This is a genomic window from Komagataeibacter medellinensis NBRC 3288 (assembly GCF_000182745.2).
GTDB lineage: Bacteria > Pseudomonadota > Alphaproteobacteria > Acetobacterales > Acetobacteraceae > Komagataeibacter > Komagataeibacter medellinensis.
The window spans coordinates 1119354-1131284 of the sequence record NC_016027.1; the positions used below are offsets into that span (position 1 = coordinate 1119354).

Annotated in this window: 13 protein-coding genes; 4 read left to right on the top strand and 9 right to left on the bottom strand. The window is 66.5% G+C overall.

Going from position 1 to position 11931, the window contains the following annotated elements; translation table 11 throughout:
* Positions 1–25 precede the first annotated feature (25 nt).
* From GLX_RS05095 to GLX_RS05105, 3 genes are read left to right on the top strand one after another with little or no spacing between them, the layout of a single operon-like run.
* On the top strand, positions 26–778 hold the full coding sequence (locus tag GLX_RS05095; RefSeq protein WP_041247637.1) for a methyltransferase domain-containing protein: 753 nt from the start codon (positions 26–28) through the stop codon (positions 776–778).
* 34 nt (positions 779–812) lie between these two features.
* On the top strand, positions 813–1490 hold the full coding sequence (locus GLX_RS05100) for a phosphatidylserine decarboxylase (protein WP_014104946.1): 678 nt from the start codon (positions 813–815) through the stop codon (positions 1488–1490).
* Between the two features lie 6 nt (positions 1491–1496).
* Positions 1497–2357: a CDP-alcohol phosphatidyltransferase family protein gene (locus tag GLX_RS05105; RefSeq protein WP_014104947.1), complete on the top strand. Its 861-nt coding sequence runs from the start codon at positions 1497–1499 to the stop codon at positions 2355–2357.
* Between the two features lie 9 nt (positions 2358–2366).
* Here the strand turns inward: GLX_RS05105 and GLX_RS05110 are convergent, their stop codons facing one another.
* From GLX_RS05110 to GLX_RS05150, 9 genes are all read right to left on the bottom strand, one after another.
* Positions 2367–2825 (bottom strand): NADH-quinone oxidoreductase subunit B family protein, encoded by a 459-nt coding sequence (locus GLX_RS05110; RefSeq protein ID WP_014104948.1) that lies wholly within the window; start codon positions 2823–2825, stop codon positions 2367–2369.
* A 112-nt stretch (positions 2826–2937) separates the two neighbouring features.
* Positions 2938–4395 carry an NADH-quinone oxidoreductase subunit D-related protein gene (locus tag GLX_RS05115; RefSeq protein ID WP_014104949.1) on the bottom strand — a complete coding sequence of 486 codons (1458 nt, stop codon included), beginning with the start codon at positions 4393–4395 and terminating at the stop codon, positions 2938–2940.
* Positions 4392–5468, bottom strand: coding sequence for a hypothetical protein (locus GLX_RS05120; protein ID WP_014104950.1), 1077 nt, complete (start codon positions 5466–5468; stop codon positions 4392–4394). Before GLX_RS05120 ends, GLX_RS05115 begins: the two co-directional genes overlap by 4 nt.
* Entirely contained in the window at positions 5465–6007 is a 543-nt protein-coding gene (locus tag GLX_RS05125) for a hypothetical protein (protein WP_014104951.1), read from the bottom strand. Before GLX_RS05125 ends, GLX_RS05120 begins: the two co-directional genes overlap by 4 nt.
* 2 nt (positions 6008–6009) lie before the next feature.
* Positions 6010–6978: a hypothetical protein gene (locus GLX_RS05130; protein WP_014104952.1), complete on the bottom strand. Its 969-nt coding sequence runs from the start codon at positions 6976–6978 to the stop codon at positions 6010–6012.
* A 117-nt stretch (positions 6979–7095) separates the two neighbouring features.
* The gene (locus tag GLX_RS05135; RefSeq protein ID WP_231850407.1) at positions 7096–8811 is read right to left on the bottom strand and encodes a hypothetical protein; all 1716 of its coding nucleotides are present in this window, start codon (positions 8809–8811) and stop codon (positions 7096–7098) included.
* Positions 8812–8903: 92 nt separating this feature from the next.
* Positions 8904–9755: an aldo/keto reductase gene (locus tag GLX_RS05140; RefSeq protein ID WP_014104954.1), complete on the bottom strand. Its 852-nt coding sequence runs from the start codon at positions 9753–9755 to the stop codon at positions 8904–8906.
* 56 nt (positions 9756–9811) lie between these two features.
* Complete coding sequence (locus tag GLX_RS05145; protein ID WP_014104955.1) at positions 9812–10258, bottom strand: DNA polymerase III subunit chi; 447 nt, start codon at positions 10256–10258, stop codon at positions 9812–9814.
* Positions 10259–10300: 42 nt separating this feature from the next.
* Positions 10301–11797: a leucyl aminopeptidase gene (locus GLX_RS05150; protein WP_014104956.1), complete on the bottom strand. Its 1497-nt coding sequence runs from the start codon at positions 11795–11797 to the stop codon at positions 10301–10303.
* Between GLX_RS05150 and GLX_RS19205 the strand changes: the two genes are divergently transcribed.
* Positions 11796–11924 carry a hypothetical protein gene (locus GLX_RS19205; protein WP_269448800.1) on the top strand — a complete coding sequence of 43 codons (129 nt, stop codon included), beginning with the start codon at positions 11796–11798 and terminating at the stop codon, positions 11922–11924. The two genes, GLX_RS05150 and GLX_RS19205, sit on opposite strands and share 2 nt — an antisense overlap.
* The last annotated feature ends 7 nt before the right edge of the window (positions 11925–11931 follow it).

Consider the following 11931-nt stretch of genomic DNA (forward strand, 5'->3'; position numbering starts at 1 on the left):
CTAATGTGTACCAATGCAAGCCAACATGCACACCGCCGCGCATTTCTATGCAAGCCAACGGGGACGCGTGGCCGCGCGCCTGCTGGGCCAGCGCATGACCACCTTCTGGCCCGAAGGGCCACACGGTCATACGCTGGGGCTTGGCTACGCCCTGCCGTTCCTGCCGCTGTGGGATGGGGTGGACGCGCCATGCATCTCCGCACGGCTGGACACGCATGTCACGCGCGGGGCACCGCCGTGGTTAGGGCGCGACTGTATTGCAAGCGGGCTGCAACTGCCCTTCGATGACCTGAAATTCGACCGTATCCTGCTGATCCACGCGCTGGAAATCAGCGAGGACAAGAACAGCCTGCTGCGCCAGGTGTGGAAGATACTGCGCGATGACGGGCGACTTCTGCTGGTGGTACCCAACCGGGCCGGGCTGTGGGCGCATACCGACAATTCTCCCTTCGGGCAGGGCACGCCGTTTTCGCGCCGTCAGATCAACCGCTGGCTGGCCGATGCCTGCTTCCGCGCCGAGCGGCATGAGGATGCGCTCTATATTCCCCCCGCCGGTCCCTGCCCCACGGCGGGTGCGGGCATGATGGAATTTACGGGGCGCGTCCTGTTCCCGCGCCTGGGCGGTGTATGCATGATCGAGGCGGTGAAAGACATCTATGCCGGCGTACCAAGCCGGCCTGCCATCGTGGTGCCGGGCGGCCTACGGCTGGGTGGGGCACGCGTCTTCTCGCGCCGCCAGATCAGCCGCAGGCCACCAACGGACACGCAGAATACTTGACCATTTTTACTGAAATCTTCATGAAGAGTGTCCCATGTCACTAATTCAATCTCTCAAGCTCGTCATCGCCCCGCCGCACCCGGCCGCGCGCCCCTTCCTTCTCGGTTCGGGGGTGGTGGCCGTGCTTGGCCGGCTGCTGCCCTTCCGGGCGACAAAATTTCTGGGCACCGCCAGCGGGCTGTTCTTCGGCTTCTGCCTGTACTTCTTCCGTGACCCCGAGCGTGTCACGCCGGCGGAGGCAAACCTGGCCGTGGCACCAGCGGACGGGCACGTCGTCTCGATCGAGAAGGTCGCCCCACCGCCGGAACTGGACATGGGCGATACACCGGTCTGGCGCGTGGCCACCTTCCTGTCCGTGCTGGATGTGCATGTAAACCGCATGCCGGTAGCGGGCACGGTCACCCGCATTGCCTACCATGCCGGGCAGTTCCTCAATGCCAGCCTGGACAAGGCTTCCGAACTGAACGAGCGCAATGCGCTGCGCGTGACCCTGCGCGATGGCCGCCAGGTTGCGGTGGTGCAGATAGCGGGCCTGATCGCGCGCCGGATCCTGTGCGATGCGGAAGAGGGCATGCAGTATGAAGCGGGCGAACGCTTCGGCCTGATCCGCTTCGGTTCACGCACCGACCTGTACCTGCCCGCCGATGTCACCCCGCTTGTTGAAGTGGGCCAGACCATGATCGGTGGCGAAACCGTGATGGCGCGGCTTTAAACCGGCATGGCGCTTCCCCCTCCTGACCGACCGGCACGCCGGATCCGGCGGCTGAAAAAACGCCAGCGCCCCCGCGTGCGCGGCCTGTCGTTCAACCGCCTGATCCCCAACCTCATGACCATGCTCGGCCTGTGCGCGGGGCTGACCGGAATGCGCTTCGGGCTGGAAGGGCGTTTTGGCAGTGCGGCCACCGCACTGCTCATTGCTGCATGCATTGACGGGCTGGACGGGCGCATTGCCCGGCTGCTGCGCGGCACCAGCCGCTTCGGGGCCGAGTTCGACAGTCTTTCGGACTTCCTGTGTTTCGGCGTGGCACCCGCCTTCGTGCTGTACCTGTGGGCGCTGCACGAAGGCGGGCGATTTGGCTACATTCCGTGCATCATGTTCACGGTGTGCATGGCGCTGCGGCTGGCGCGCTTCAACGCCAGCCTGGATGATGACGCCAACCAGCCCAAATACGCCAGCAACTTCTTTACCGGCGTACCGGCCCCCGCAGGCGCCGGGCTTGCGCTGTTCCCGCTTTTCCTGGGGCTGGAAGCCCAGCGCCTGCACATAGACTGGCTATATGACCTGACACGCGACCCGCTGCTGCCAGCCCTTACACTCAGCGGCACGGCATTCCTGCTGGTCTCGACCCTGCCGGTGTGGTCGTTCAAGAACTTCAAGGTACCCTCCCCCCTGATCCTGCCCACCATGCTGGGCACCGGGGCGTATGCGGCGGTTCTGGTGGCAGAGCCATGGGGTGCGCTGGCGGCGGCGGGCATCCTGTACATCCTGCTGCTGCCCATAAGCCGCCGCAGTTTCCACCGCCTGCGCCGTGAGGCCGAATCCCTGCAGGAAACCGACGACAGCCCAACCAACGCCTGACCCTGCCGCTCAGGCCGGGTGCGGCCTGCTGTCTGCCTGCTCACCACACCAGCTTACCAAAGCCTGTACGATCATGGTGGGAGGGGGCGGGCAGCCCGGTAGCGACAGACTGGCCTGCGCCCGTGCGCCCACCCCGCCCAGCACGGCGTAATTGGGGGTGAACAGACCCCCATCCACAGCACAGTCGCCCACAATGGCCAGCAACCGGGGGCCTGGCATGGCCTGCCAGGCCTGTTCCACTACCGGTGCCATGTCCACCCCCAGGCTACCGGTCAGCAGGAGCAGGGCCGCCTGGCGCGGTGTGGACACGAAACGGATGGGCGCGGTCGCCGCCTCCAGCGCGCGTGAGACCGCGCGCAGTTCCAGCCCGCAGCCCGTACAGCCACCGGTATCCATATGGAAGATATCCAGTGCACGCATGCGCGGCAGGACTGCACCTTCCGGCCAGAACAGATGCAGATACGCCATTGTCCACCCCTTCAAGAGGCTGCCTGAACACAACCTGTAGAAAATAACAGAAGCCTCACCAAAAACTTTTATAATTCCACTTTCTTACCAGGCCATCCTTTTCAAACAGCTATTAAAGATCCGCCCCGGCTGCCGACAGGCCCAGTGATGTCAGTATGGGGGCAACATCTTCATACACCGCGCCGGACAGGATGGCGGGCAGCGCCTGAATGTGAGCCAGCGATGGATCACCACACCACCATGCGGCAATCCGGCCATCGTGCACCCGCAGCCAATGCCAGACCGGGCCTGCCGGGCCTTCTGCCAGACCCAGCCCTTCGCCACACATGCCTTCCGCAGGCGGTTGTGCCGGGAGGGCGGGAACAGCGGCAACGGTACGCAGGATCTGCATGCTTTCCCCCAATTCATGCAGGCGGGTGGCCAGGCGGGCGGTCATGTCCCCGTCAGTGCGGGGAGAATGGGCAAGCCAGCCGGGAGCATAAAGGGGGTCGTGGCGCCGCAGGTCCGCCTCACCCCCCGAAGCGCGTCCGGCACAGCCTGCAATTCCCCATTGCCGGGCCGTAGCGGCGGGCAGCACACCACGCCCCATCAACTGTGCCGCCAGCCCGCGTGGCCGCCAGAACAGACGCCTGAGCGCCATACAATCCATTTGCAGTTCCTCCAGCACCTGCGGCGCCAGAACCGCAGTGCTACGGAGAGGAAGGACATCGAACAGAAGCCGGTGGCCATAAACCGCATGGCAGAGCTGGCGCACGTCTTCCAGCAGGGTCGCGGCCTGGCTGGCCAGCCGCCCGTCGCCCAGCATATCCGCCATCTGCGCCAGAACATCCAGATGGGTGGCCACCCGTTCCAGCTCAGCGGGAACAATGGCGCCGCCGCCGGGGCTATCCGTTTCACCCGCAGCCGCCACGGCACGTGCAAAGGCCAACTGATGGGCGACCGTAGCACCTGCGTCAATCCGGGCGACAAGGTGCCCGCCCTCCGCCAGTGTATTGCCGCGCATGCGCGCACACAGGCCACGATGGGCATAACCCATGCGGGGATGTACCTGCAGTATCCCCTGCCCCGGCAGGCCCAACCGCAGGTGAAGGGGGGCATGGAAGCCGCCCTCTGCCGGACCATAACCCAACATGGTACCCCCTGCCCGCTCCATGACCGGACCATCGGCAAACTCCACCCCATCCGGGGCCGGGGGGGCGGGGGGCGCCCGGTCACGCAGGGGCCATGTCACGCCCCACCGGCCTTGGTCCAGCCATGGTGCGGTGCCGCTGGCACCCATGGCCTCGATCCCCCACAGGTCATGGATTATGCGCTCATACGCTCCTGCCCCCGGGCACCAGGGGGAAAGGGCATGGTACCGCCCATCCGCCACGCCAACACTGGCCATGAACGGCCCCGTACCATCGTAAAAAAGGGCATGCACCTGCGCCCCATCCGCCCACAGCCCGCACAGGCGCGCAGCCGCATGGGGCAGTGCCTCCACCATCGTTCCCCATCCCTCCAGCGTCAGTTCAGAACGCCCGGCGCAGGCAGTGGAGCGACCCTCGCCAACAAGGTCGCGCAGGGTCATGGCCCGACCCCGCCATGGTGGATGATCGCAGCCAGCACCATGCAGCCCAGACCCAGCGACAGGGCACCCCGCATGCCGATGGTCTGCCCCATCATTGCCGCCCGGCACCGGCGCATGACCGGCCACAGGCCAATGGCCGCCAGCACCGCCACGACAGCCGAGTGTTCCATCAAACCTACAAACACAAGGACCAGCGCCACACCGGGCAGGAAGGGTGGCCACGGCGGAGCGGTTTCAGCAGGCATGGCGGTTGCACCGACCTGCATGCAAGCTACCGCCAGCAGACAGGCAGCCAGGGGAAGTGCTGCAACACCACCCGGCAGGCCTGCCGCCATTACCGCCCACGCGCCCCATGCAATGACGGGTTCCCTGTCCCCCCCACGCGGCAGGGCGGACCATAACAGGCAGAGCAGCCCCAGAAATGTCAGGACCGGCTGGATGGTGGGCCACATTCCAGCCGCGTGGGCAACAACCGGCAGGGCCGCCAGCGTGTTCATTTTCTGCGCCAGCGGAGCACCGGCCATGGGGACAGTCACCGGATCGGCCAGTATGCCGCAGGCCAGCAGCACACCCCCCACCAGCAGCACCGCCCCGGCCTGATCGGCCATGCTGCCCCACTGTACCTGAAGCACGGACAGCCCCCCCTGCGCCATGACCAGTCCGCCAAGGCCGATCCGCAACGCCTGCCATCCTGCGCGGTCAAGCCCGCGCGGGCCGTGCGCCAGCCCCAGCCTTACCGCCAGGCCCGCCCCCATGGTCACGAACAGCAGATCACACCGCCCGAACGCCACTGCAAGTGCTGCGTTGCCCGCAAGGATGAACGCCAGCACCACACCCCGGATGTCGGCATCCCGCTCCGATGCAACATGCACGCACAGTGCCAGCGCCGGACCAAGATCCATAAAGGCCTGCGCGATGGTGGGCGCAAGGCTGCCCGCCACGCCACATAATGCAAGCAGCAGCCCCGCCAGCAGCGCGCGCAGCACAAGCGGCGCCCCTGTGGCCAGCAGCGCTATGACCGACACGCCCATCCACCCCGCCAGAAGGCTGGCATAAAGCGGCAACCCCATCATGACAGGTCGCCCCCCATGCGCGGAATACGGGCCAGCACGGCGTTCAGACCCGCTACCGCCACGATTGCCTCCGCCATGACCAGCATGCTGCCCGCCTGCGCCCCCAGCAGCATGACACCATCCAGCCCGCAGGCCAGCCCCGCGCACAACGCCGCCGGACCGCGCGCGATACATGCCCCCCATACGCCACACAGCACGGCACACAGGGCGGCCATGACCATGAAATGCTGCGTCATGTCCTCTGTCCCCTGCATCATCACCTGTGTCAGCACGACAACACAGGCCAGCCCACCAGACAGGCGGAGGCCACCGCGCTCACGCCCGCTAGCGGGCACATGCAGCATCTGCACCCCCAACAGGCCCACGCCCCCCGCCATAAGCACGGCCAGCAGGCAGTCGGGGCCAATCTGCCCCGCCTTCCAGCCCGACAGGCACACACACCCCGCAGTCAGCCCCCCATGCCAGACAAGACCACCCCCGCGCCCGCCCGAACCCGAAAGCGAACAGATGACCAGCATGCCCAGTAACAGCACCAGCATGATCAGCCTACTCCCCGCCCGGCAAACAGCAGCACCCCGGCCATGATCGCACACACCAGCCCCAGCCCGGCACGCCAGGCCCCGTGGCGCAGCCCCGACAGCACGAAAACCCGCATACCCGCCACACACCCGCACGCCAGCAGCATATGCACCCCCCATAACAGTACCGCCCCCGCCAGCGGCCCGATTACGCGCGCATGGGCCAGAATGTCGGGTTCCACAATGCTTTCGGGCCAGATCAGGTCGCGTGCCAGCATCATCCATACCACCGTCAGCAGATCACGCGCGTACTGGGCCACAGCGCGGTCGGGACCGGCCAGGTCTTCAAGCATGATGGAAAACAGCCTTGTCCCCGTCCCGCTGCCTTCTTCCACCCCCGCCAGCACCAGCGCGCCGGCCACCAGCGCCAGCGGCACGCGGATCACGTTCATGTCCGCCACATGCGCCTGCCGCACCAGCCCCGCCAGCGTACCATCGGGCAGGCACATGCCCAGTATCGCACAGGCCAGCAGCAGCACCGGCTGGAGCATCAGCCCCCCCGCCGCAACCCGCAGCCCGGCATGGCCCGGCCGGGGCAGCCCTGCTGCAAAGGCCACGACCACAAGCGCAAGGAATGCCATTTCCAGCAGGCCTCCCACCACAAGCAGGTCCGACAGATCACCACCGGGCATACCAAGGGAAAAGGACGGCACCAGCATGGCCGCCCCCATGGCCGCCGCCAGCGCAAGCCATGGGGCAAGGGCGGTTACATGCGCACCCGCTGCCGAACGCACGCCCGGCTGCCGCCATGCATGCCGCAATGCGTGCCAATGCGCGGTCATGTCCAATGGGCGGCGCTCGCCCTCCATCACCGTGGCCATCCAGCGCAGGAGCCCGATCCAGATCGGGGTTGTCAGCAAAACCAGCACCAGGTGGCAGGTCACCAGCAGGGCAGCCTGCATCCGTGCGGCCAGCAGGACCGACTCCATCATCGCTCCTCCACGCTTAGAGCAGATCCTGTTTGAATGCGTGCATTCAAACAGGTGAGGATGCTCGTCAAAACAATAAACTGGAGCATTTTCACCGAACTGGTTTTCGATAAAAATGCTCTAGCCACGCCATGCAATAAACACGAGCGCCGCAACACAGGCCACAAGCATAACGACAGGGGCCGACACCGCACGCCCCTGCCACAGCCAGCCCACGCGGTGCAGCAGGGCAGCCAGCATGGCCCCGACCCGCCCGGACCCGCGCACATACGCCCGCATCCACCGCCGCCGCTGTGGGGCCACTACCAGCATATCCAGCACCATACGGGCCGGGTTGCCGGGGCCGATCTGGGTCAACGGGTCGCCAAACACCATCCATGGCGGAACCGGGGGCGCACCCTGCTGCCACCCGGCCACCTGCCGCGCTGGCGTTGGACAGGCCAGCCTGCGTAGCAGCATGACGGCACACCCTACCGCCATCACCAGTAAGCACAGCCGCCCCGGATGCAGCGTGGCCGTGCCATCGGGGGAGGCAAGCGCCATATCGCGCATGACTGGATGGATGGCGCCCGATGGCATATGGCTAGCACCTTCCATCAGCCCCAGCCACAGCCCCGGCCAGATGGAAACCACCAGCACCGGCACGACCGCCAGCACCACCGGCACCATGGCACGGCCACGTGGGTCGGCAGCCCCTGCCCCGCGCGGCGTACGCGGCCGCCCGCACAGCATGACCGCCACCACCCGCACCAGCGCCAGCATGCGCACCGCCCATCCCACCCCAAGAGCAACAAGAGCAGCCAGCAATGGCATGTCTCCAACCAACCCGCCACCATGAGACATGTCAGCCAGAAGGCGCAGCAGCATCCAGATAATGGAAAAACCCAGCAACGGCGGCAGCCCGCTTTCCGCCAGCAGCCCAAGCGCGAACAGGGTGGACAGGCGTGGCATAAGCACACCCATCCCCCCTAGCCGCAGCAGGGAAAGCGGCCCCGCCTCACGCTCCATTACATCAAGCGCACGAGCCATGAAGACCCATGTCAGCCACGTTGCCGCCACCAGCATGGTGGTGCGACTGGCCGCAGTCGCCATGGCGGGCAGGTCATCCGCACCCGCCAGCAGCCCAAGCCCCGCCAGCACGATCACCAGCGCGCCCGAGCCGCCCATCAGCCCGGCCATGCTACCGCGCGCGCCACCCGCGCACAGTGCACGCCACGACGCGGTCATGTAGAACACGCACCCCGCCACGATCAGTATCCAGCCCCAGCGCATATCCGCCACCATGCCCGCCTGCGGCAGTTGCCGCCACAACCCCATGGCGGCGACCATGCCAGCAATATCCGCCATATGGAACGGGCGCGCCGCACGCGGGGCTACGCGAGGGGAAAGGGAAAGGCCCAGCAGCCCCCGTGTGCCAAACCAGCACAGGCCGGGCAGAAGCCAGGCCACCGAGGCCGGGTGGGTCAGTGCTGCCGCCAGCAGCCCAAGTGCCATCAGGTCAGGCGCATGGCGCGCGCCCAGCCGCCGGGACGGGCACAGCACAAGCACAACCCACCCCGCCCCCATGCAGGACAGGATGGCCCCACCCGCCACAGCAAGACCCGCTGCCGCACAGGCGGCAAGATCACGCGGGGTGGAAGCGGCAAGCCCTGCAAGGCCAAGGGGCACAAGCAGGGCCACCTCCCGCCGGTATGCGAAAAGCCCCCCGGCCATCATCGAGCCACCGGGCAGGCCTATGCCAAGGCATACCAGCACCGCCACGGCGCAGGCCACAAGCCATCCACCCCGCAAGGCCACCACCAGTGCGCTGGCCGGGCGGGGCATGAGCGCCAGCACGGCGCTCCCCCCGACCTGCAGTAGTACCAGCGCGACAAGGATGACAGGAATGATGACGGCCCTCCCGGTTGCGCCCGGTCAGGCCGGGCGGTTCAGATCATGGCCAGCGGCTCCTTGCGGCGCGGCGGCGCGATGGATTCATCAATCCGCGCCAGATCCTCGCGCGTCAAGGTGATCTCCTGTGCGGCGAAGTTTTCACCCTGGTGGCGCGGGGTGCCCGCCTTGGGAATGGCCAGCACGTTTTCCTGCCGCAGCACCCACGCCAATGCAATCTGTGCCGTAGTAGCCGGACCAAGCGAGGTCGTATGCCGCTGCGCAATCTGTCTGAGCACCGGGGCTTTCAGCAGATCACCGCCCTGCCCCAGCGGAGAATAGGCCATGGTCACGATCCCTTCCCTGCGGTCACGCGCCAGCAGGTCGAACTCCACACCGCGATAGTCCAGGCTGTAAAGCACCTGGTTTGCGGCACAGGGCGTATCCGCCTTTATGCCCGCGATCTCGCGCATGCCATCGGTATCAAAATTGGAAACACCCCAACTGCGGATCAGCCCTGCCGCCACCAGGTCCTCAAATCCGGCTATGGTCTCCTCCAGCGGCACGCTGCCCTGCCAATGCAGGAGGTAGAGATCAAGGTAGTCCGTGCCAAGGCGCCTGAGAGAAGCCTCGCACGCCTTGCGCACCCCGCTGCGCGAGGCATTGGAGGGCAGCACCTTGCTGACAAGGAACACGTCATCACGCACGCCGCGTATCGCTTCGCCTACCAGTGTTTCTGACCGGCCGGAGCCGTACATTTCCGCCGTGTCCACCACGCGGATACCTGCGTCCAGACCTGCGCGTATGCTGCTGATCTCGTCCTTGCTGCGGCTGGCGCTGTCGCCCATGTTCCATGTGCCCATGCCCAGCGCCGGGACCATGGTGTCATTGGGAAAAGTGACCGTTTTCATCGCTAACCTGCCTTTTATCCAGTGCGTGGCATCACACTGCAATACCACGCAGATGACTACCTGCGACGCGCCCAGCCCTTGGGCTGCTGCTGCCAGTAGCTCAGTTCATGCCCGCCCTCGCGCCCGGCTACCCAGCGGCGGCGGGCCGAGGCCACGGCTGCCTCGTCATGGCCATCGAACAGGTCGAACACCCGCTCGAAGGGGGAAAGGTCGGCAACCTCCGCCCCGTCGAGCGCGAAGAGGAAGGTCGCCCCGTTGGGGATATCCTCGCCCGCTGTCAGCCAGATCGGCTGCCACGGACCATGCCCCATGGCCTGTGTGCCATGGGGGAGCCATAGCGGATCGGTCGCCCGCCATAGCCCATCGTCGAGTTCCTGCACCTGTTCGGGGGTGGCACAGCGGATCACCGCCCGCTTTCCGGCCGCCAGCGTGCGGCCCAGCAACGCGGGCAGGACCGCCAGCGCCGGTGAGCGCGTCAGGTGATAGAAGCCGATCTGCGCCATGGAGTTCCCCATACTGTCCTGCCCCGCCACGCGGGGCAGGCATCACCCCTCGTAATACGTGCCGACCAAGCGGTCGAGCAGGCGCACGCCAAAGCCGGTCGCCCCTTTGGGTGCATACGGTGTGGGCCGGGGGGTACAGGCCGTGCCTGCAATGTCCAGATGCGCCCATGGCACGCCCGCTACAAAGCATTCAAGGAACTTGGCCGCCGTGATCGACCCGCCGGGACGGCCGCCGATGTTCTTGAAATCGGCGATGTCGGAACGCAGGAGGTCAAGATAGCAGGAATCAAGCGGCATGCGCCACAGCTTCTCGCCGGTGGCCTCGCCAGTCCGGGACAGGTTTCCGGCCAGTTCATCATTGTTGGAGAATAGGCCCGCACGCTCGATGCCAAGGCTGACCACGATCGCGCCGGTCAGGGTAGCAAGATTGACCATGAAGCGCGGCCTGAAACGGTCCTGCGTGTACCACAGCACGTCGGCCAGCACGAGACGACCCTCGGCATCGGTATTGAGTACTTCCACCGTCTGGCCCGACGCGGTGCGCACCACGTCACCGGGGCGCTGGGCATTACCTGAGAGCATGTTTTCAACCAGTCCCACAACACCCACGGCATTAACCTTCGCCTTGCGCCCCGCAAGGGCGGCCATGGTACCCACTACGGCGGCGGCGCCGGCCATGTCGGTTTTCATCTCCTCCATACCGCCGGCGGGCTTGATCGAGATGCCGCCCGAATCAAACGTCACCCCCTTGCCCACGAACGCGACAGGGGCTTCGCCCTGCGTCCCGCCATTCCAGCGCATGATGACGGTGCGCGGCGGGGCATCGCTGCCCTGTGCCACGCCCAGCAGGGCACCAAAGCCCAGCTTATGCATGGCATCGCGGTCCAGCACCTCAATGTCCACGCCAAGGTCGCGCAGGGCCAGGATGCGCTGCTCGAACTGCGGCGGGCGCAGCATGTTGGCGGGTTCGGATACCAGGTCACGGCACAGGCAGACCCCGCGCGCCACCGCCAGCAGGGGTGCCCAATGCGCACGCGCCGCATCCGGCTGCGCCGTATGCACGCTCACACCCGTAAGGGTCGGGGCCACCGCGGGGCGGGGGCGGTTCTGCCCGGCGCCGGGTGCCGTGCGGTACGAATCGAAGCGGTAGCTGGCCAGCACCATCCCAAGCGCCAGAGCTCCCAGTGCGCCTGGGCTGAGGGGAGCTGCCACAACGTGCACATCCGCCCCGCCCACCTTTTCGGCGGCCAGTGCGCGGGCGGCGGCCACACCGGCGCGCTCCATCTCGGCATCCTCGCCACCCGCAGCGCCCAGCCCCAGCAGGATCACCCGGTCATAATCCGCGCCGGGAGCAAGGACGACGCAGGTCTCACCCCGTTCAAAATGGAAGCTGGCCGCCTGCGCGGCGCGTGCCAGCACCTTGCCCGTCGCCTCATCAACCCCCTTGATAAGGCGTGTATTCCCATCGGATGCAAAGCTGGCAAGGACCAGCGTGCCGGAGGGCGGCACGGCGGCGTCGGAAAAGACAATATCGAGCATGGGGATCTACGGTGCTCCGCTACAGAAATGGTGGACCGGCAGGACGAATTCCCGCCCGCCACAGGCAGGAAATGGCCTGTCCTGCGCCATCACCCCCGATAAAGGCATGACGGCGCGCGAGGAGTAAGCTAATG

Coding starts and splice junctions, on each gene's coding strand:
- GLX_RS19205 (WP_269448800.1), top strand. CDS start 11,796: ATGGGGATCTACGGTGCTCCGCTACAGAAATGGTGGACCGGCAGGACG.
- GLX_RS05115 (WP_014104949.1), bottom strand. CDS start 4,395: ATGACCCTGCGCGACCTTGTTGGCGAGGGTCGCTCCACTGCCTGCGCC.
- GLX_RS05120 (WP_014104950.1), bottom strand. CDS start 5,468: ATGATGGGGTTGCCGCTTTATGCCAGCCTTCTGGCGGGGTGGATGGGC.
- GLX_RS05125 (WP_014104951.1), bottom strand. CDS start 6,007: ATGCTGGTGCTGTTACTGGGCATGCTGGTCATCTGTTCGCTTTCGGGT.
- GLX_RS05105 (WP_014104947.1), top strand. CDS start 1,497: ATGGCGCTTCCCCCTCCTGACCGACCGGCACGCCGGATCCGGCGGCTG.
- GLX_RS05100 (WP_014104946.1), top strand. CDS start 813: ATGTCACTAATTCAATCTCTCAAGCTCGTCATCGCCCCGCCGCACCCG.
- GLX_RS05110 (WP_014104948.1), bottom strand. CDS start 2,825: ATGGCGTATCTGCATCTGTTCTGGCCGGAAGGTGCAGTCCTGCCGCGC.
- GLX_RS05150 (WP_014104956.1), bottom strand. CDS start 11,797: ATGCTCGATATTGTCTTTTCCGACGCCGCCGTGCCGCCCTCCGGCACG.
- GLX_RS05130 (WP_014104952.1), bottom strand. CDS start 6,978: ATGATGGAGTCGGTCCTGCTGGCCGCACGGATGCAGGCTGCCCTGCTG.
- GLX_RS05095 (WP_041247637.1), top strand. CDS start 26: ATGCACACCGCCGCGCATTTCTATGCAAGCCAACGGGGACGCGTGGCC.
- GLX_RS05140 (WP_014104954.1), bottom strand. CDS start 9,755: ATGAAAACGGTCACTTTTCCCAATGACACCATGGTCCCGGCGCTGGGC.
- GLX_RS05145 (WP_014104955.1), bottom strand. CDS start 10,258: ATGGCGCAGATCGGCTTCTATCACCTGACGCGCTCACCGGCGCTGGCG.